The 18,257-nt window shown below is 72.8% G+C and carries 13 protein-coding genes and 4 pseudogenes; 13 read left to right on the forward strand and 4 right to left on the reverse strand.

Annotated features, from left to right (window positions below):
* The first annotated feature begins 57 nt into the window (after positions 1-57).
* A complete protein-coding gene (locus MRQ36_RS28980; RefSeq protein ID WP_242799920.1) occupies positions 58-435 on the forward strand; it encodes a helix-turn-helix domain-containing protein in 378 nt (125 codons plus the stop codon).
* A 357-nt stretch (positions 436-792) separates the two neighbouring features.
* Positions 793-1,356, forward strand: coding sequence for a phosphoribosyltransferase (locus MRQ36_RS28985; RefSeq protein WP_242799921.1), 564 nt, complete (start codon positions 793-795; stop codon positions 1,354-1,356).
* 66 nt (positions 1,357-1,422) lie between these two features.
* Here MRQ36_RS28985 and MRQ36_RS28990 read toward each other — a convergent pair whose 3' ends face one another.
* Complete coding sequence (locus MRQ36_RS28990; RefSeq protein ID WP_242799922.1) at positions 1,423-1,926, reverse strand: hypothetical protein; 504 nt, start codon at positions 1,924-1,926, stop codon at positions 1,423-1,425.
* Positions 1,919-3,208, reverse strand: a pseudogene (locus MRQ36_RS28995) (molybdopterin-dependent oxidoreductase). The gene MRQ36_RS28990 and the pseudogene MRQ36_RS28995 overlap by 8 nt, the downstream one beginning before the upstream one ends.
* 320 nt (positions 3,209-3,528) lie before the next feature.
* On the opposite strand from MRQ36_RS28995, the pseudogene MRQ36_RS29000 reads away from it, so the two are divergent.
* Positions 3,529-4,568, forward strand: a pseudogene (locus MRQ36_RS29000) (NAD-dependent epimerase/dehydratase family protein); the annotation flags it as partial.
* A 68-nt stretch (positions 4,569-4,636) separates the two neighbouring features.
* Here MRQ36_RS29000 and MRQ36_RS34175 read toward each other — a convergent pair.
* Positions 4,637-6,031: pseudogene (locus MRQ36_RS34175) on the reverse strand (hypothetical protein).
* A gap of 145 nt (positions 6,032-6,176) precedes the next feature.
* On the opposite strand from MRQ36_RS34175, the gene MRQ36_RS29020 reads away from it, so the two are divergent.
* The 5 genes and pseudogenes from MRQ36_RS29020 (at position 6,177) to MRQ36_RS29045 (ending at position 9,572) form a co-directional block, all read left to right on the forward strand.
* The gene (locus MRQ36_RS29020; protein ID WP_242799926.1) at positions 6,177-6,689 is read left to right on the forward strand and encodes a glycosyltransferase family 2 protein; all 513 of its coding nucleotides are present in this window, start codon (positions 6,177-6,179) and stop codon (positions 6,687-6,689) included.
* A gap of 155 nt (positions 6,690-6,844) precedes the next feature.
* Positions 6,845-7,523: pseudogene (locus MRQ36_RS34180) on the forward strand (DUF2064 domain-containing protein).
* A 96-nt stretch (positions 7,524-7,619) separates the two neighbouring features.
* Positions 7,620-8,144 carry a class I SAM-dependent methyltransferase gene (locus MRQ36_RS29035; RefSeq protein WP_242799927.1) on the forward strand — a complete coding sequence of 175 codons (525 nt, stop codon included), beginning with the start codon at positions 7,620-7,622 and terminating at the stop codon, positions 8,142-8,144.
* Positions 8,145-8,212: 68 nt separating this feature from the next.
* Positions 8,213-8,362 (forward strand): hypothetical protein, encoded by a 150-nt coding sequence (locus MRQ36_RS29040; protein ID WP_242799928.1) that lies wholly within the window; start codon positions 8,213-8,215, stop codon positions 8,360-8,362.
* 247 nt (positions 8,363-8,609) lie between these two features.
* Positions 8,610-9,572, forward strand: coding sequence for a LysR family transcriptional regulator (locus MRQ36_RS29045; RefSeq protein ID WP_242799929.1), 963 nt, complete (start codon positions 8,610-8,612; stop codon positions 9,570-9,572).
* 24 nt (positions 9,573-9,596) lie between these two features.
* On the opposite strand, the gene MRQ36_RS29050 is transcribed toward MRQ36_RS29045, so the two are convergent.
* Entirely contained in the window at positions 9,597-10,667 is a 1,071-nt protein-coding gene (locus tag MRQ36_RS29050; RefSeq protein WP_242799930.1) for a hypothetical protein, read from the reverse strand.
* 437 nt (positions 10,668-11,104) lie between these two features.
* Here MRQ36_RS29050 and MRQ36_RS29055 point away from each other — a divergent pair, with 437 nt between their 5' ends.
* The 5 genes from MRQ36_RS29055 to MRQ36_RS29075 all read left to right on the forward strand — a co-directional run bounded on the left by MRQ36_RS29055 (position 11,105) and on the right by MRQ36_RS29075 (position 17,480).
* Positions 11,105-12,283, forward strand: coding sequence for an ROK family protein (locus MRQ36_RS29055; protein ID WP_242799931.1), 1,179 nt, complete (start codon positions 11,105-11,107; stop codon positions 12,281-12,283).
* A 114-nt stretch (positions 12,284-12,397) separates the two neighbouring features.
* Positions 12,398-13,930, forward strand: coding sequence for a sugar ABC transporter ATP-binding protein (locus tag MRQ36_RS29060; RefSeq protein ID WP_242799932.1), 1,533 nt, complete (start codon positions 12,398-12,400; stop codon positions 13,928-13,930).
* A complete protein-coding gene (locus tag MRQ36_RS29065; RefSeq protein ID WP_242799933.1) occupies positions 13,927-15,042 on the forward strand; it encodes an ABC transporter permease in 1,116 nt (371 codons plus the stop codon). Before MRQ36_RS29060 ends, MRQ36_RS29065 begins: the two co-directional genes overlap by 4 nt.
* Positions 15,043-15,198: 156 nt before the next feature.
* Positions 15,199-16,251 (forward strand): substrate-binding domain-containing protein, encoded by a 1,053-nt coding sequence (locus tag MRQ36_RS29070; RefSeq protein WP_242799934.1) that lies wholly within the window; start codon positions 15,199-15,201, stop codon positions 16,249-16,251.
* Between the two features lie 20 nt (positions 16,252-16,271).
* Positions 16,272-17,480: a Gfo/Idh/MocA family protein gene (locus tag MRQ36_RS29075; protein WP_242799935.1), complete on the forward strand. Its 1,209-nt coding sequence runs from the start codon at positions 16,272-16,274 to the stop codon at positions 17,478-17,480.
* The last annotated feature ends 777 nt before the right edge of the window (positions 17,481-18,257 follow it).

Genomic DNA, 18,257 nt, shown 5'->3' on the forward strand with positions numbered 1-18,257 from the left:
ACTAGGTTTACCATTGATACCTAGTTGACGGCGGACACTTCAAGGAGACCTGGTTTCATGCGCGATACCACCACCCCCCGCGCCGAGGAACTGCGCATCGACGCGCCGCACCGCGAGCTGCTCGACCAGGTGTTGGACAAGTGGTCGCTCAGCGTTCTCAACGAACTGTGCGAGCGCCCGTGCCGGTTCAACGAGCTGCGCCGGGCCATTCCGGCGGTGACGCAGAAGTCGCTCACGGCGACGCTGCGACGACTCGAGCGCAACGGGATCATCGAACGTCACGTCGTGGCGACCCGCCCGGTCGCCGTGGAATATCGGATCACCCGGCTGGGAAAGACCCTGCGCGCGCCGGTCGACGTCCTCCTCGAGTGGGCCGACACCTACCTGCCGCAGATCGAAGACGCCCGCGAGGCGTTCGACGCTGGGTCCGAGTAACGGGTGCGGGCCGGAGCGTGGCGTCCTCGTTCCGGCCCGCTGCTCGCGTGGACGAGAACCGCATCGGTGGGAACACTGTGGCTTTGTCCATGTGGGACAGGCAGAAGGGCCCAGCGGTTCTTCTACGGGTCGGTCTTGCCGAGAGCCGAGCAAGGGTGCATGGGGGACAGCATCACGAGTGTCGTGGCACGGCAGTACGCGAAGCTGCCAGTACGCTCGAAAATCGAAATTGCGACAGTTGCGGCGATGGTGCTGTCATGTGACCAAGCTCCACGATGGAGTCAGCCGGATGGGCCACGACGCGTACGGTTTGGAGAGAGTGTGACCGGAGCCAAAATTTGGAGCATATTCCTCGCCATGACGACCGTGATCGGATTCGCCCTTGCCATCTGGCAGACGCTGCGTGCCGAGCAGCTCAACCGGCGACAACGTGACCTCCAATGGCCGCAGTTTCGCGGCGCCGTCTCGGACCTGGCTCGGTCGATCGACAGGTCGGACTTCATCCCGGAGGTCATTGTCGCGTTGAGCGACCGAGGGGCTATGGTCGCACATCTCGTCGTCCGCGAGCTGCGCAAGCAACTTCCGATCATTACCGTGGGGTACCTCGGTAGTTCAGCTGACTCGGTCGAACTTCCCGGTTACAAGGCCCTGGCGGGAGCGAAAAGCAGTGTCTATCTGCCCGACAGATTGGCCGAGCTCAACCACCGGCGGGTCCTGCTTGTGGATGACTTTGTCATGTCTGGAGATGGGTTGATTCGGGCTCGTAGCGAGATGTTCTCCTCCGGTTTCACGGCGGAGCGAGTCAGAAGTGCGTCCGTTGTGGCGACCAGACTGTCGATCGTCAACAAGAAGGGGCCCGACTTCTATGCGAGAGAAGTGCGGGATTTCGACTTTCGCTTCCCCTGGGGAAGAGCCGAATAGCTCCTTGGGTCTTCGCTGGCGTGCTGCGGACAGAGAGCGGCACCGTCCGTGCCGCAGCGGCGTCCGTCAGGACCCGCCCCGGCCGCCCCGCAGCCGGCGGAGCGTGTAGAGCGCCCCGCTGGCGGCGAAGAGCAGTCCGGTGAGCGCTGACCAGCGGCCCAGCAGGGGCCCGGGCGCCAGTCCGGTCGCCGCCGAGTAGGTGCCGTCGCCGAGCCCGAGCACGCCCGGCAGGTAGACCAGCAGCAGCAGTCCGGCGGCGAGCGCCGGGACCCGCACGTAGTTCAGCGCCGACGGACGCCCGCCCCGCACCGGCGCTCCGCCCTGCCGCCCGGGCGCGTCGGGCGCGGCGTCCCGGCGCAGGGCGGTGCGCAGGACACGGTCCGCCAGCGCGTACGCCGGGAAGAGGACCAGGTCGTGGACGACGACCGCGCCGAGGAACCAGAGCAGCATGCGCCCGGCGGTCGGCTCACCGGCCAGCCGCAACGCGATCCAGCCGGCGACCGCGAAGCAGCCGAACAGCAGCAGCAGGTGCCAGGGGGCCGCGCCGTAGCGGCGTCGGAACTCAGCCACCGCCGGCCCCCTCGAAGGTGATCTCCCGGACCCACTTGGTGCAGTGCACCCCCGGTAGCGCGGGCACGATGATCCGCGCCGGCCAGCCGTGGTCGGGGGAGAGGTCGACCCCGTTGACCCGCAGCGCGAGCAGCGAGTCACCGTCGAGGACCTGGTCTGCGGTGAGCGCGGCCTGGTTGAACAGGCCGGCGCGTTCCAGCGAGCGGACCCGCGCGGTGTCCGGCGCGGGCACACCGGCCAGGGCGGCCAGGTCACGCAGCCGTACCCCGGTCCAGGTCTGCGCGGTAGACCAGCCCTCCACGCAGGCGATCGGCAGCCGGGCGGTGTACTGGGCCATCGCCAGCAGCGCAGGCCGGTCCAGCTCGACCGTCCGCCCGGCGGCGCGCAGCGTCAGCCGCCACCCGTCGCCGGTCTGCGCGGCGCCCACGCCGGCCGCGGCGGCAGTGCGGTTGACCGGAAAGCCGTTCGGCCCCTCGCCGGGCTGCCGACCCGGGGCAGCAGGCAGGCGTGCGGCAACGGGCCGTCCAGGCTCTGCCCCGACCGTCAACACCGCCAGCAGTGCCGCGCCGCCGCCGGTCAGGACCAGCACGCCGCGCCGGCTCATCGTCGCCGGCCCGGGCCGGCGGGCCACCAGGCCGTCCGGATCCGCCGGCTCCGGCACGGTCCGTGCCACCGGGGTACGCGCGAAGCCCGGCCCGCGCAGCGCGGTGACCAGTCGGGGCAGCTTGATCGCCACGTGGGTGACCAGGGCCGCGACGAAGACCCACGCGCCGTACCAGTGCGCGGTGTAGAAGTCGAACCCGAACAGGTAGGCGTACTGGATGTTGAGCAGGCCGGTGGCCATCTCGAAGAGGATCCCGCCGACCAGCAGCAGCAGCGACAGCCGCTCCAGCACCTGGGCCGCCGAGCGGGCCGGCGGCCAGGCGAACAGCTTCGGCACCACCGACCACAGCTTCGCCAGCACCACCGGGACCAGCACGATCCCGACCGTCACGTGCAACCCCTGGGTGAGCCGGAACAGCCAGGCCGGGTGGGTCGGCCAGTCGAAGACGGGCGGTCGCAGCCAGCCCACGTCGCGCGGAAACGCCTGATCGAGGCGGGGACCGTAGGCGATCCAGTCCAGCAGGCCGGTGACCGCGACCAGCGGCAGCGCGGCGAGCAGCACCGTACCGAGCACCGAGGTCAGCCACGGGCCGCGGACCGGGCTGCGCCAGGCGTCGGCGACGGCGTCGGCGCCGGCCGGGCGGCGCCGGTCCAGCGCCCGCCACAGCCGCGCCGGCACCGCGTATCCCGAGGGCGGGTCGGGGTGGCCGGATCCGGCTCCGGCCGGCCGCCCCGGACCGTCGGGATCGTCCGGGCGGCCGGACCCGCGGTGGCCGGCGGCCGGCGGTGGATCGGGCGGCGGCGTGGGCACGGGTCCTCCCGTCGGTCGCTGATTCCCGCCCCTGGCGGGCAGGACGTCACCCGGAACGCTAGACGTCGGCGCCGCCGGCCGGCCCGCTTCGCCGCATTACCGAAGGATTACCGGCGGTGCCTTACGGAATGCTGACGTCTGCCGCGAACCGGCCCGCCGGACACCGCGGCTGACCTAGCGTGACCGGCATGCGGATACTGGTCACCGGCGCGGCCGGCTTCGTCGGATCCCAGGTCGCGGACCTGCTCGTCGCCGAGGGGCACGAGGCGGTCTGCCTGGACGCGCTGCTGCCCCAAGCGCACGGGGGCGGGATGCCCGAGTGGTCCCGCCCGCACGACCCGGTCGTCGGGGACGTTCGTGACCCCGCGCTGCTCGACCGGCTGCTGTCCGGTGTCGACGCGGTCTGCCACCAGGCGGCCATGGTCGGCCACGGGCTCGACCCGTCCGACGCCCCCGCCTACGCCAGCCACAACGACTACGGCACGGCGGTGCTGCTCGCCGCCATGCACCGGGCCGGGGTGTCCCGTCTGGTGCTGGCCAGCTCCATGGTGGTCTACGGCGAGGGACACTACGAGTGCGCCCGCCACGGCACCGTCCGCCCCGCCGCCCGCCGCCCCGCCGACCTGGCCGCCGGCCGGTACGACCCGACCTGCCCGCACTGCGCCGGCACCCTCACCTGCGCCCTCGTCGGCGAGGACGCCCCGCTGGAGCCACGCAGCACGTACGCGGCCAGCAAACTGGCACAGGAGCACCTGGCCGCCGCCTGGGCCCGGCAGACCGGCGGCGGGGTATGGGCGCTGCGATACCACAACGTCTACGGCCCCCGGATGCCCCGCGACACCCCGTACGCCGGCGTGGCCTCGATCTTCCGCTCGGCCCTGGCCGACGGGCAGCCGCCCCGGCTGTACGAGGACGGCCGGCAGCGGCGGGACTTCGTGCACGTCACGGACGTGGCGCGGGCGAACCTGCTGGCGCTCACGGCGCCCACGCCGGACGGACTGGTCCCGGTCAACATCTGCTCCGGTGAGCCGCACACCGTCGGCGACCTGGCGGCCGCGCTCGCCTCGGCGATGGACGGTCCCGCCCCGGTGGTGGTCGGCGGGGCCCGCGCGGCCGACGTACGGCACGTGGTCGCCGACCCGCGCCGGGCGCGGAGCTGCTCGGCTACACCCCCGCGGTCGGCTTCGTCGACGGGGTGACCGCCTTCGCCACCGACCCGCTGCGCGAGCAAGGCCGCCGTGGCCGGCTGAGCCCGCCGTGCCCGGCCGGGCAGTGCCGGCGGTGGTCAGGAGACGGTCACGGCAGGTGGTTCACGGCCAGCGCGGTGGCCGCCTGTCCGGCCAGCCACCAGCGCCGGTGCAGGGCAGGCAGGTGCGCGGTGGCCACCAGCGCCCAGACCACGAACGGCAGCCAGATCCGTTCCACCTCGGCCTTGCTCATCCCGGACAGGTCCGCCGCGACGACCGCCAGCGCGGCGGCCGCCGGCAGGGCGACCGTCGGGCCGAGCGCCCGGACCCGGTCGGCGGGCACCGACCACCACCGGCCGACCCGCGCGCCGCCGGCCGTGCCGCCCCATCTGCCGAGGCGGCCAGCCCGCAGGGGTGCCGCACCGCCGGCCCGAGCACCGGACCCACCGAGAGCAGCAGCGCCGCCGGGTTCGCCCAGACCCAATGCGTACGGGCGGTCGGCGGCCCAGCCCTGGTGGTACCGCTCCACCACCCGGGCGTACCCCTCCCACCAGGCGAAACCGGCCAGGGTGAACGCTGCCGCCACCGCGCCGACCCCGGCTGCCGCGGCGAGCAAGGGCCCGGACCCGACCCGTCGGACGCAGCGCCAGCGCCGCCAGCGCGAGCGGACCGACGAGCACGAAGCCGTACGACAGGTACAGCGCCCCGCCGAGTAGCAGCCCGCCGGCCAGCGCCGCGGCGGGCCAGCACCACCAGCAGGGCCAGCCCGGCGGCGACCACGCCGGTGAACAGGCCGTCCGCCGAGGCGCCGACCCAGACCGCGCCCGGCAGCAGCACCAGGAACGGCAGCACGGTCCGGGCCTCGTCGGCCGCGCCCAACGCCCGCAGGGCGGCCGGGACGCTCACCGTCACCGTCGCCCCGACCAGGACGCAGGCCAGCGCGGCGGCGGTGCCGCCACCGAGGCCGACCCGGTCCAGCCCGACGAAGACCAGCAACGCGCCCGGCGGGTGTCCGGCGGTGTGGGTCGACCAGGAGTCCGGCTGGAAGTCCAGGATCCGGTCGGCGAAACCGGCCAGCATCCGGGGCACGTCGGTCACCCCGGGCACCTCGTGCAGGTACTCCGCCTGAACGGTCAGCCGCCGGGTGAGCCCCGCCGACCAGCCGTCGATCAACGCCAGCGCCAGCGTCCACGCGGTCGCCGCCAGCCAACCGGCGGCCAGCAGCGGTCCCCACCGAGCGGTCCGCGCCCAGCGCGGGCCGGGCCGAGGACGCCGAGCGCCACCAGCACCGCGACCGGCGTGCCCCAGCCGACGTGCGGCTGCCAGGTGGCGTAGAGCGGCGCGGCGTCGGCGTGCAGGCCCACGCCCGGTGGTTGAGCACCGCGCCGACCGCCACGGCGGCGAGCAGCAGCGCCGCCTCGACGCCGAGGACGACCAGGTCGGCCCGGTCCCGTCTCGGCTGCCGGTCGGCGCTGCGGCGGTCGGCGAGGGTGGCGGGTCTCATGTCGACGGGACGTTACGCACCCCCGGCCGCGCCCGTCAGCCGAACCGCCGGTCCGTCACGGGATGGTAAGAAATCCCTGGTCGGTAAGGGTTCCGTAAGGCCGATCCGGACCCCGGCGGCCCGGCGTGGACCTAGCGTCGGCGATATGCCGACTCAGATCGACGTGGTGCTGCCCTGCCTGGACGAGGCCGCCGCCCTGCCCGGCGTGCTGGCCGCGCTGCCGCCCGGCTACCGGGCGATCGTGGTGGACAACGGCTCCCGGGACGGCTCCCCGGAGGTGGCCGTCCGGCACGGCGCCCGGGTGGTGCACGAACCCCGCCGGGGATACGGCGCGGCTGTGCACACCGGTGTCGAGGCCGCCGAGAGCGACCTGGTCTGCGTACTCGACGCCGACGGCTCCTTCGACCCGGGGGAACTACCCGCCCTGGTCGCCCCGGTCGCCGCCGGCACCGCCGACCTCGCGGTGGGCCGCCGCCGGCCGGTCCGGGCCGGCGTCTGGCCGTGGCACGCCGGGCCGGCACCGCGCTGGTCGCCGCGCTGCTGCGGCACCGAGGCGTGCCGCTGCAGGACCTCAGCCCCATCCGGGTGGCCCGCCGCGAGGCGCTGCTCGGGCTCGGCGTCACCGACCGGGCCTTCGGCTATCCCCTCGAACTGCTGATCCGCGCCGCCGCCGCCGGCTGGCGCATCCTGAGCGGGACGTCGCGTACGCGCCGCGGGCCGCCGGCACCCGCTCCAGGTCTCCGGCTCGGTACGCGGCACCCTCCGCGCCACCCGGGACTTCGCCGCCGTGCTGCGCAGCGTGGACGGCCCCCGGTGACCGTGCTGCTGGTGGTGGCGAAGGCACCCGTGCCCGGTGCCGTGAAGACCCGGCTCTGCCCACCCGCCACGCCCGACCGAGCGGCCCGGATCGCCGCCGCCGCGCTGCGGGACACCGTGGACGCCGTCGCCGCCACCCCGGGCGTGACCCCGGTGCTGGCCTTGGCCGGGCGTCTTGCCGACGGGGTGGACGCCACCGCGCTGACCACCGCCACGGCCGGGTGGACCGTCCTGCCGCAGCGTGGTGCCGGCCTGGCGCAGCGGCTCGCGTACGCCCACACCGACGTCGCCGACGCGTTCCCGGGCGGGCGGTGCTCCAGATCGGCATGGACACCCCGCAGCTCACCCCGGCGGTGCTGGCCGACGCCGTACGCCGGCTGGCCGACGCCGACGCGGTGCTGGGCCGGGCCGCCGACGGCGGCTGGTGGGCGCTGGGCCTGCGTGACCCCCGGCGGGCCGCCGTGCTGAGGACGGTGCCGATGTCGACGGCCGACACCGGCCGGCTCACCTGGGCGGCGCTGACCGTGGGCGGGGTGCGGGTCGCGCCGCTGCCGGTGCTCCGGGACGTGGACGGCTGGGCCGACGCGCTCGCCGTCGCGGCGGCGACCCAGGCGGCCGGTTCGCCCGGCAGGTCGCCGCGTTCCGGCGGGAGTTGCTGGTGGCAGGCCGGCGGTGAGCGTCGACGGCTTCGCCACCGCGCTGCGCGACCGTGACGCCGGCACGCACTGGCTGGTGGGTGGGACGGCGTCCGCCGCCGCCTGCCGGTCGACCGGTGGCACGGCGCGGCGGAGCCGGCGACCGCGGTGACGGTCCGCTGCGCCGGCCGACCCTGGACCTGGGGTGCGGGCCGGGCCGGCTCACGGTGGCGCTGACCCGGGCCTGGCTGACCACCCTCGGCGTCGACGTCTCGGCGTGGGCGGTGGCGTCGACCCGCTCCCGGGGCGCGGTCGCCATCCAGGCCGACCTGTTCGATCCGCTGCCGGCCGAGGGCCGCTGGGCGCACGTCGTGCTGCTCGACGGCAACATCGGCATCGGCGGCGATCCGGTGGCGCTGCTGGCCCGCTGCCGGGGGCTGCTGCGTCCGGCCGGCACCGTGCTGGTCGAGGTGGACCCACCCGGCGCGGGGGCCTGGCAGGGCCTGGCGCACGTGGTGTCCGGGCGGGTCCGCGGGCCGCTGTTCCGCTGGGCGCGGCTGGACGCCGGCGCGGTGCCCGACGCGGCGACATCGGCGGGCCTGACCGTGCGTGAGGTGTTCCGCGCGGGCCGGCGCTGGTTCGCCGAACTTGTCCGCCCCTGACCGGGCAGATGGGCCCCGATCGGCTTCAGCAGGCACGGGAGCTGGATCTACCGACCCCGTGGCAGGCGGTGGACACCGTCAGCGTCGATGGGCCGTCGCTGTTCGCTCGACGGTTCGAGATGCCGGCGGAATCTCAGTGCCCGGTGCCGGCCGCAGTGATGGAGCAGGCCCGCGTGATGCCGATACCGGGGCTGCTGATCGTCGAGGCGCCGATATGAGGGAAGGCAAGACCGCGCCTGCTCACGCTGCCGTAGAGATTCTCGCCGCGCGCAGTGGGGAGTGCCTCCCAGGTTCGGTGTCGGCGGTGAGCGTGCCGACCAGTACTGCCGTAGGCCCCCGCCTGTACGACGAGGTCGGGGGCCTACGGCCGACGAACGTTCCCCGCGGATTCTCGCGCCGGCCAGCTCGGTCGGGCAGCATAGACGAATATGTATTGCTCCGCGAGGTCGGGAGGGTACGCAGAGGATGCCGATCAACGGTGGCTCCGGCATTGACAGCAGGCGCCTGCGGGCCCTGCAGGCGGTCGGCCAATCGGGATCGCTGGCTGCGGCGGCCCGACGGATGCGGATGTCGATTTCCGGTCTGCGGTATCAGCTCGACGAGTTGGAGCGGTCGGTGGGCGTGCCTTTGGTGCGCACCTCGCCGCAGTCCGGGGCGACGCTCACTCCGGCGGGGGTGGTGCTGGTGGACGGTTCGTCCGCCGTCCTGGCAGAGCTGGACGAACTGGTGGACCGGGCCCGCCGGGCCGAGGGTGACAAGCGGCGCCCGCTGCGGGTGGCCGCGCCGTGGCCGGTGGTCGCCGGTCTGCTCCTCGACGCGGTCGCCAGTGATCTGCGGGTCGGCGGTGCCGGTTGGCAGGTGGACGTGGCAGCCAGTCGGGACGATGCGCTGGTGGCGGTCCGTGACGGTACGGCGGATGTGGCGGTGGCGGCGGACTGGGCCGGGGACCGGGTCGACAGCGGTGGGCTCGTCTGCCGAGAGTTGTTCTCCGCCACGTACCTGCTCGCGGTCGGTGCCAGCAGCGACCTGGCCGGTGGCGGCTCGGTTGACGTGCGTCAGACGGCGGATCAAGCGTGGATCATGGGTCCGAGCACAGGCACCCGGCGATTCCTGGACGACCAGCTCGAATCGGCCCAGGTGGTGCCGAAGCGTATTGTCAGCAGCGATTCCATGGAGTACATGACCTTGATCGACGCCGGCGTGGGCGTCGGCTTGGCGGAGCCGATCCTCGCCGGCCTGCTGCGGCCCCGCACGGTCCTGGTCCCGCTGACCGGCGTGACCTCATACCGGTACTTCGCCGCCTGTCCCGACGGTCGCCAGGATGATCCGGATGTGCGGGCTCTGCTGGCGCTGCTGACCCGCGCCGGCCGGCGCATGGTGGACCTGGCGGGGCGGAAGGCCCACCGTGCGTCGGAGGCGATCAGGTGAACTGCGAAGCATGACCTCGGCGGGTCAGAAGCCGATGACACTCAGGGTGGTGATCCAGTCCGTCTTCCGGGCGTGCGCACCGTCGTGGACGATATAGCGGTACCGGACCTGCACCGGCGTGCCGGCGTCGTTGTAGGAGACGGTGAACTCGGTGTCGCGGATTGTCCCGGTGGTGACGACGGCGTGCCGTTCCAGCTTGTTGGGGGAGTCGACCTGCAGACTGCCGTCCTCCCGCTGCCCCCACGGATTCCCGGTGAAGTAGGTGCCGCTGGCGAGGTTGACGTTCATGGTGAGGGGGACCAGGTCGGCGTAGTGCGGGTCTTCGCAGTCCTGCACACATGCTCCACCCAGCCCGAACTGGATCGCCAACTTCGGTTCGAACTTCGCCACGTTGATCTCGAGGAATTCGAACCGCTTGACAGTGAAGTTGCTGCGGGTGCAGTACGACAGCGGGTGGTTCCAGCAGTATCGGTCGCCTGTCGGGAACCGGTACTGGTGGCCGTCGTAGTAGGTGCCCTTCTCGAACACGTTGAGGGTCGCCTCACCACCCGGCTTGAGGGTCAGCTCCGTCGACTGGGTGTCCTTGCCGGAGACTCCACCGCCGAGGCTGGCCGAGATGATGCCGGCGTCGAAGCCACCCGTGACCTCGATCTTGCGTTCCATCTCGAATGACGCCGTGTACTTGACCTCGGCGCTGCTGGTGTTCCGGTACACGCGGGAGGCCTGCGTGTTCAGGGTCGTGTTCGTCCGCACGTTGTCACACCACGTTGCCAGGGTGAAGCTGGTCCACCCGTAGATCGGGTCGGCTACGCCACCGGCGTTCTGCTCCGGCGCGCACTGGGTCGTTTCGGCCGCTGCCGGGGTGGCCGACCCGACAACAGCCGAAGCGGCCAGCAGGGCGCCGATCAGGAGACCCGCCAGAACTCCGCGCGGTCCCGGACGGGCCGCTCGGCCCGCAAGCCGCACTAGCACCATCACCCACACTCCTTTCGCCTGACGACCGGTCGACGCCGGCCGGTCTTCGTAGCGAGTATCGGGTTCTGCCAGGGCGACGAAAATCCGACGGATGGGGCCGCTGGCGCAGAAATTCCACACAGGTCCGTCCGGATTTTCCGCACCGTCGATCGCCGGAGAGCGGCAACCGTAATTCGAGGGGGACGGCGGCGGGGTTGAGTTGCGTGGCGGTCGCTCCGGTCAGCGCGGCGTGCGCTGCGGCAGGGCCCGGGGTCAACGCCAGTCGGAGCGCAGCGGCGTCATCGGTGGTGTGGCCTTCAGGCGAGGTGCGGCGGTCGGCTCGGCTGCACGCCGGCACTACTGTCCTGCGAGCCCGCCGGTCAACCGGATGCCTGCTGGTACCTCCGCCCACCGACCGAACAGATTTCGTGATCCACTCCTAACTTTTGTCTGATGGTACAAAAGTTGGCAACAGATCGACCGAAGCTATGGACACGTGGCGCGGAAGGCTCCTACTGTGTCGGACACAACACATCGGCGGATGGTCGATGTGAACACCCGATGCGGAGGTGAGCCCCGTGCGGACGGCAGACCCGCTGCACCTGCGGCTGTTACGGCTGCTACGCGACGAGGGCCCCGTGTCCCGGGCGGAACTGGGCGACCGGTTGCAGATGCCCCGCCCGCGGCTCCTGGCCGAGCTCGACCGGCTGGTCGCCCTCGGTCTGGTCGCCGAGGCGGGGCTCGCGGCCTCCCGGGGCGGACGACGCTCCACCCTGGTCGAACTCGACCCCCGGCTCCGGTTCGCCGCCGTCGACCTCGGTGCCAGCTCGATCGACGTCGAAGTGGTCAACGGCCGGTTGGAGCCCGTGGCCGCGTACGCGGAGGCGGCCGACATCCGTTCCGGACCGAAGGCCATCCTGCACCGGGTCAACGACCTGCTGCACAAGGCCAGGGTCGACGGGGCGTACGAGACGCTCCACGCGGTGGGGATCGGGGTGCCCGGCCCGGTGAGCTTCCGGGACGGCGTGCCGGTCTCGCCGCCGATCATGCCGGGCTGGGACAGGTTCCCGGTGCGCGAGCTGCTCACCCGGGAGCACGGCTGCCCGGCGGTGGTCGACAACGACGTGAACATCATGGCCCTCGGGGAGCGGCACGGCGGGGTGGCCCATTCGGTCGACGACTTCCTCTTCGTCAAGATCGGCACCGGCATAGGGTGCGGGATCCACCTCAGCGGCGAGGTCTACCGGGGCACCGACGGCTGTGCCGGGGACATCGGCCACATCCAGGTCGACGCGAACGGTCCGATCTGCTCCTGCGGCAACGCCGGCTGCCTGGAGGCGGTGTTCAGCGGTGCCGCGCTGGCCCGCGAGGCGACCGCCGCCGCCCGGGCCGGTACCGCCCCGGCGCTGGCCGAGCGGCTCGCCGCCCGCGGCGTGCTCACCGCCCGGGACGTGGCCGACGGCGCCGCCGAGGGGGACGTCACCTGCATCCAGCTGATCCGCGACGGCGGCCGGCGGGTCGGGCAGGTGCTGGCCGGGCTGGTCAGCTTCACCAACCCGTCGATGATCGTGATCGGCGGCGGGCTGGCCCAGCTGGGCCACGTCCTGCTCGCCGAGATCCGCAGTGTGGTCTACCGCCGCTCACTGCCGCTGGCCACCGGAAACCTGCCGGTCGTCCTGTCCGAGCTGGGCCCCCGGGCCGGCGTGGCCGGTGCCGCGGTCCTGGCCAGCGACACCGCCTTCGGCGAGGCATCGTGAGCGCGAGGAGTGAGCCGGGTCGGCGAGCCCCGCAGTCGCGAACCGAGGTGGCCCGATGAGCGCGGGGCGCGAGCCGGGTCGGCGAGCCCGGCAGACTCGAATCGAGGTGGCCCGATGACCGCCCCCGCCGGCGAGGTGGTGCTGCGCCTCACCGACGTGGCGAAGACCTTCCCCGGCGTGCGGGCGCTTGACGGAGTCCAGTTGCAGGTACGAGCCGGTGAGGTGCACTGCCTGCTCGGACAGAACGGTGCGGGCAAGTCCACCCTGATCAAGGTGCTCGCCGGGGTGCACCGGCCGGACTCCGGCCGGGTGGAGTGGCGCGGCGAGCCGGCCGCGTTCGCCAATCCGCAGGCCGCGATGCGCGCCGGTATCGCCACCATCTACCAGGAACTCGATCTGGTGGAGGACCTCTCCGTCGCGGAGAACACCTTCCTCGGCCACGAACCGCGCCGGCTCGGCTTCGTCCGACGCGGGCTGGCGGCCCGCCGTACCCGGGAGATCCTGTCCCGGCTGGGCCACGGGGAGATCCCGCCGGGCCGGCTGGTGCGTGCCCTGCCCGCAGCCGGCAAGCAGGTGGTCAGCATGGCCCGGGCGCTGTCCCACGACGCTCGCCTGATCGTCATGGACGAGCCCAGTGCGGTGCTGGCTCACGACGAGGTCGGCAACCTGTTCCGGATCATCCGGGAGCTGACCGCCCAGGGCATCGCGGTCATCTACATCTCGCACCGGCTGGAGGAGATCCGCGAGATCGGCGACCGGGTGACCGTACTCAAGGACGGCCGGACCACCGCGGCGAACCTGCCGGCGCGCGACACCCCGACCCGCGACCTGGTCGCGCAGATGACCGGGCGGACCATCGAGTACGTCTTCCCCGATCGGCCCGCCGACACCACCGCCGGTGGCGAGCTGCTGCGGGTCGAGGGGCTCAGCCGGGCCGGCGAGTTCGCCGACGTGTCGCTGAGCGTCCGGGCCGGCGAGATCGTCGGGATCGCCGGGCTGGTCGGCTCCGGCCGCTCCGAGCTGCTGGAGACGATCTTCGGCGCCCGCCGGGCCGACGCCGGCACGATCCGGATGGCCGGCCGGGCGGTGCGACCCGGCAGAGTCGGCGCGGCGGTACGGGCCGGCATGGGGATGGCCCCCGAGGAGCGCAAGAGCCAGGCGCTGCTGCTCGGCGAGCCGATCCACCGCAACGTCACGCTGGCCACCTTCGGCCGGTACGCCCGTCTCGGGTTCACCGACGCCGGAAAGGAGCGGGCCGAGGCGGAGCGGATCACCGGCAGCCTCCAGCTGACCCCCGGCGACGTGCGTCGGCCGGTGCGCACCCTCTCCGGCGGCAACCAGCAGAAGGTGGTGGTCGGGCGGTGGCTGCTCGGCGACACCAGGCTGCTGCTGCTCGACGAGCCGACCCGGGGCGTGGATGTGGGCGCCCGGGCCGAGCTGTACCGGGTGATCCGGGAGCTGGCCGCCCGCGGCGTCGGGGTGCTGCTGGTCTCCAGCGAGGTGCCCGAGGTGCTCGGTCTGGCCGACCGGGTGCTGGTCATGCGCGAGGGCCGGATGGTGCGCGAGGCGCCCGCCGGCGAACTGGACGAGAGCACCGTGCTCGACCTCGTCATGGCGGGGTCCCTGATGGAAGGAGCGCCGGCATGAGCGACACGGAGACCGCGACGCCGCAGCCGGCGGCGGGCCTGCCGGCCCAGTCCCCGCCGATCGACCCGGCGCAGGCGCAGCGGGCCACCGGGCGGACCGGCTCCGGACGGCTGTCCTGGTGGAACGGGGAGGGCGGCGAGGGCGCCAAGCGCAACCTCGGCCTGGTCGCGGTGCTGCTGGTGCTGGTGGTGATCGGCGCCACCACCCGTTCGGACCTCTACGCGAACCCGGACTGGGTCTGGAACAACACGCTGACCATCCTCAAGCTGGCCTCGGTGGTCGGCGTGGTCACCGTCGGGATGACCTTCGTGATCATCGGTGGCGGCATCGACCTGTCGGTCGGCGCGATCGTCGCGCTGGCCGGGGTCTGGTGCACCACGGTCGCCACCCAGAGCTACGGCGCGGGCGGCATGATCTTCAGCGCGCTCACCGTCGGGCTGGCGGTCGGCCTGGTCAACGGGCTGCTCATCTCGTACGGGCGGCTGGTGCCGTTCATCGCCACGCTGGCGATGATGGTGGCCGCCCGCGGCCTGGCGGCCGAGATCTCCGACAAGCAGACCCAGGTCTCGGGCAACCAGTTCATCAACGGCATCGCCAGCACGTCGCCGCTGGGCATTCCACTGCTGGTCTACATTCTGGCCGTAGTGGTCGCCGCCGGCTGGGTGCTGCTCAACCGGACCACCTTCGGCCGGCGTACGGTCGCCGTCGGTGGCAATCCGGAGGCGGCCCGGCTCGCCGGCATCAACGTCCGCCGGCACACCCTGCTGCTGTACGCGCTCTCCGGCCTCTGCTGCGGCATCGCGGCGATCATGCTCACCGCCCAGGCCAACTCGGCGCAGGCCGCCATGGCCAACCTGTACGAGCTGGACGCGATCGCCGCGGCCATCATCGGCGGCACGCTGCTCAGCGGCGGCCGGGGCACCATCGTCGGCTCCCTGCTCGGGGTGCTGATCTTCTCCACCATCACCAACCTCTTCGCCATCAACGGCCTCTCCACCGAGGCGCAGAACATGGTCAAGGGCGGCATCATCGTCGGCGCCGTCCTGGTCCAGCAGGTGCAGTTCCGCAGCCTCACCCAGTTCCTCGGCCGCAACCGGACCACCACCAGCTGACCCCCGGTGGCGCCGGTCGGCGCCGCGTACCTGAGAACCGGTGCCGCCGGACGGCGTCACGCACCACCCCCGACCCACCGGGAAGCGGGCCACCGCACGGTGGCCGGACCCCGCACACCCTTTTTCCGCCCACCACCGCGAATACAGGAGGTCGTCATGACCCAGTTCCGCGACCTGTCCCGCCGCCGGTTGCTGTTCGGCGGGGCCGCCGTCGGCGCCGGCCTGGTCCTCGCCGGCTGCACGAGCAACGAGGCGACACCCACCGCCGCTCAGACCAACGCCGCCGCGGCGGCCGGCGGCAACGCCGAGCCGGGCAAGAAGGTCGTCCTCGGCTTCTCCGCACCGGCCGCCGACCACGGCTGGATCGCCGCCATCACCAACAACGCCAAGGCGCAGGCCCAGGCGTACTCCGACGTGGAGTTCAAGGCCGTCGAGGCCGGCGCGGACGCGGCGGCCCAGCGCGCGGCGCTGTCCACCCTGGTCTCCCAGAAGCCGGACGTGATCGTGCTGCTGCCGCACGACGGAAAGGAGCTCAACGCCTTCGGCCTGGAGGCGATGAAGGCCGGCATCCCGGTGGTCAACCTGGACCGGGCCTTCCCCGACCCGAAGGCCTACCGGCTGCAGATCAAGGGCGACAACTACGGCATGGGGGTGGCTGCGGCCACCTACATCATCGAGCAGCTCAAGGCCAAGGGCGTCAGCAACCCGGTGATCGGCGAGATCCCCGGCATCGACTCGCTGGAGCTGACCCAGGAGCGCTCGAAGGGCTTCGCGGACACGCTCGCCGCGAACGGCCTGAAGGTCGCCAACCGCCGGCCGGCGGAGTTCACCGCCGACTCCGGCCAGCAGGCCGCGACCGGCCTGTTCCAGGCGCTGCCCAGGATCGACGCGATCTGGAACCACGACGACGACCAGGGCATCGGTGTCCTGGCCGCGGTGAACCAGGCCAACCGCAAGGAGTTCTTCATGGTCGGCGGCGCGGGCTCGAAGAAGGCCATGCAGGACATTCAGGCCGACAACTCCGTGCTCAAGGCGACCGTCACCTACAGCCCGTCAATGGCCTCCTCGGCCGTCTCCCTGGCCCGCCTGATCGGCCAGGGCAAGGGCATGTCCGACCTGGTGGAACTCCAGGTGCCCAAGGAGATCGTGCTCGCCTCGGAGACGATCACCAAGGAGAACGCGAGCAACTACCTCAAGCTCGGGTTCTGATACACGGGGGGAGACCCACCTTGTCCACTCACCGAAGCGAACTGCGGGTCGGCATGGTCGGCTACGCGTTCATGGGCGCCGCGCACTCGCAGGCGTGGCGCACCGTGAACCGGGTGTACGACCTGCCGGCCCGGGCCCGGATGGCGATGATCTGCGGTCGGGACGCCGGAAAGGTCGCCGACGCGGCCGACCGGCTCGGCTGGGAGTCGACCACCACGGACTGGCGTGCCCTGGTCGGTTCCGACGAGATCGACGTGGTCGACATCTGCACACCGGGGGACAGTCACGCCGAGATCGCGCTCGCCGCGCTGGCCGCGGGCAAGCACGTGATCTGCGAGAAGCCGCTGGCCAACACGGTGGAGGAGGCGCGGGCGATGACCGCCGCCGCGGCCACCGCCCAGGCTGTCGGAGTCCGGTCGATGTGCGGGTTCAACTACCGCCGGGTGCCCGCGGTCACCATGATGCGGCAGCTGGTCGCCGACGGGCGGCTCGGCGCGATCCGCCACGTCCGGGCGGTGTACCTGCAGGACTGGATCGTCGACCCGCAGTTCCCGCTGGTCTGGCGCTTGCAGAAGGACAGGGCGGGCTCCGGGGCGCTGGGCGACATCGGGGCGCACATCATCGACCTCACGCAGTTCGTCACCGGGCAGCGGATCACCGGGGTCAGCGCGGTCACCGAGACCTTCGTCAAGGAACGGCCGTTGCCGGCCGGCTCCAGCGGCCTGGCCGCCCAGGCCGACGGCAACGGCACGGCGACGGGCCCGGTGACGGTGGACGACGCCGCCGTCTTCGTCGCCCGGCTGGGGGAGGGGACGCTCGCCACGTACGAGGCGACCCGGTTCGCCACCGGCCGCAAGAACGCCCTCCGGGTGGAGATCAACGGTTCGCTGGGCAGCGTGGCGTTCGACCTGGAACGGCTGAACGAGCTGGAGTTCCACGATGCCACGCGCCTGACGGCCGAGCAGGGCTTCACCCGGATCCTGGTGACCGAGGGGGAGCACCCGTACATGTCGGCGTGGTGGCCGCCGGGGCACATCATCGGCTACGAGCACTCCTTCACCCATCAGATGCGGGACTTCGTGGAGGCGGTCGCCGCCGGCGCCGACCCGACGCCGTCCTTCGCCGACGCGCTGCACGTCCAGCTGGTGCTGGACGCGGTGACCCGGTCGGCCCAGGACGGCTCCCGGTGGACCGAGGTGGAGCCGGCACTGGCCGCGCTCGCGGTCTGAACCAGCCACCTCCCGAACGCCGACCGGCGAGGGACCGGCCGCGGTTGCGCCCCGCGGTCGGGCCGGGGTCGGCACCCGGGAGGGTGTACGGCCGGGCTCGCGTGGCCCGGTGGCGTACGCGTACGAGGTCCTCCGGTGCGGCCGGACCGGGATTCCCCGGCCGCGCCGGAGGACCGTCAGCCACCCGGCCGACCCGTGGTCGCCGGGGCTCGACCTCCGGTCGGGGGACGCGCCGCCGCCCCGCCGGCCGGATGCGGGGGGAGGCAGGGCCGCGACGCCGACCGGGCCTGCCTGCCAGCCCCGCCCGTCCATCGTGGTCGGGAGCCGGACCGGTGTCGACGCCGCCGACGCCGGCACCGGATCCGGGTCGCTCCGGACCACCGGACGGGCGGGGACCCGCACGACGAACGTAATCTCTCCGGCCGACCGCTACTCATCCATGTCCGCTGGGAGTACCTGGACCTGGTCTGCGGGGTGGGCGGCGGCTCGGTGGCCGGCACGCTCACCCGCCGCCACCGAGACCGGTCCGGCGCGACTTTCCGCTGGGTCAGCGAAAGTTTGAAGCGGTCGATCGAAAGGTATGGACAGGGAAATCGAGTTCCCTTAATGTCCCTGCCATCACGAACATGTTTCGTCGAGGTGAACCGGCGGCGCGGTAGCCATCGACTGGTGACCATCCCGTGGCCCCGCCACGCCCCCTGGTCGCAGCCGACCGGCCCGGCACCCGGCGGCCAGCCGTACCCCCGTATCCGGCACCGGCGCGACGGCGCGCGCCCC

Source organism: Micromonospora sp. R77, assembly GCF_022747945.1.
Taxonomy (GTDB): Bacteria; Actinomycetota; Actinomycetes; order Mycobacteriales; family Micromonosporaceae; genus Micromonospora.

What these genes read in the sequence shown, in the direction of transcription:
- MRQ36_RS29045 (WP_242799929.1), top strand. Translation starts at nt 8,610, where the DNA reads ATGCCGATCAACGGTGGCTCCGGCATTGACAGCAGGCGCCTGCGGGCC.
- MRQ36_RS29020 (WP_242799926.1), top strand. Translation starts at nt 6,177, where the DNA reads ATGCCGACTCAGATCGACGTGGTGCTGCCCTGCCTGGACGAGGCCGCC.
- MRQ36_RS29065 (WP_242799933.1), top strand. Translation starts at nt 13,927, where the DNA reads ATGAGCGACACGGAGACCGCGACGCCGCAGCCGGCGGCGGGCCTGCCG.
- MRQ36_RS29060 (WP_242799932.1), top strand. Translation starts at nt 12,398, where the DNA reads ATGACCGCCCCCGCCGGCGAGGTGGTGCTGCGCCTCACCGACGTGGCG.
- MRQ36_RS28985 (WP_242799921.1), top strand. Translation starts at nt 793, where the DNA reads ATGACGACCGTGATCGGATTCGCCCTTGCCATCTGGCAGACGCTGCGT.
- MRQ36_RS29070 (WP_242799934.1), top strand. Translation starts at nt 15,199, where the DNA reads ATGACCCAGTTCCGCGACCTGTCCCGCCGCCGGTTGCTGTTCGGCGGG.
- MRQ36_RS28980 (WP_242799920.1), top strand. Translation starts at nt 58, where the DNA reads ATGCGCGATACCACCACCCCCCGCGCCGAGGAACTGCGCATCGACGCG.